This window comes from Actinomyces sp. HMSC075C01, from assembly GCF_001812965.1.
Taxonomy (GTDB): Bacteria; Actinomycetota; Actinomycetes; order Actinomycetales; family Actinomycetaceae; genus Actinomyces; species Actinomyces acetigenes.
Genome location: NZ_KV810995.1, coordinates 1 through 348 on the forward strand (window position 1 = coordinate 1; position 348 = coordinate 348).

Genomic DNA, 348 nt, shown 5'->3' on the forward strand with positions numbered 1-348 from the left:
AGCAGTGGGACGTCCTTCAGAGGATGGTGACCGGCCCCATTGCCCAGCGCGCGAACTATGCCCAGGGGGCCCTGGCGGGGCTGGAGGACATTGGGGTCATCGACCCCTACGGGCCGACGCTGGCGGCCTCGGAGGTCCTGGCCGGTCTGATGGCTGCTGACGCCCGTTACAGCCTGCGGCGAATGGACCCCAAGGACCCGGTGCCGGTGCGGGACATTGTCTTCTGGTTGAGCTCGCCTCGGTGCACCGTTGAGCGCTACGACACGGATGGTGTCCACATCTATGGCTGTGATGACGTCGAGGTGGCGCATATCGCCCTGGCCAATGACCATCTCTACCCCCGTCCCA

1 pseudogene is annotated in these 348 nt (G+C 65.8%); it reads left to right on the forward strand.

Annotated elements, in window-relative coordinates:
• Nucleotides 1-348, forward strand: a pseudogene (locus tag HMPREF2883_RS07005) (hypothetical protein); the annotation flags it as partial.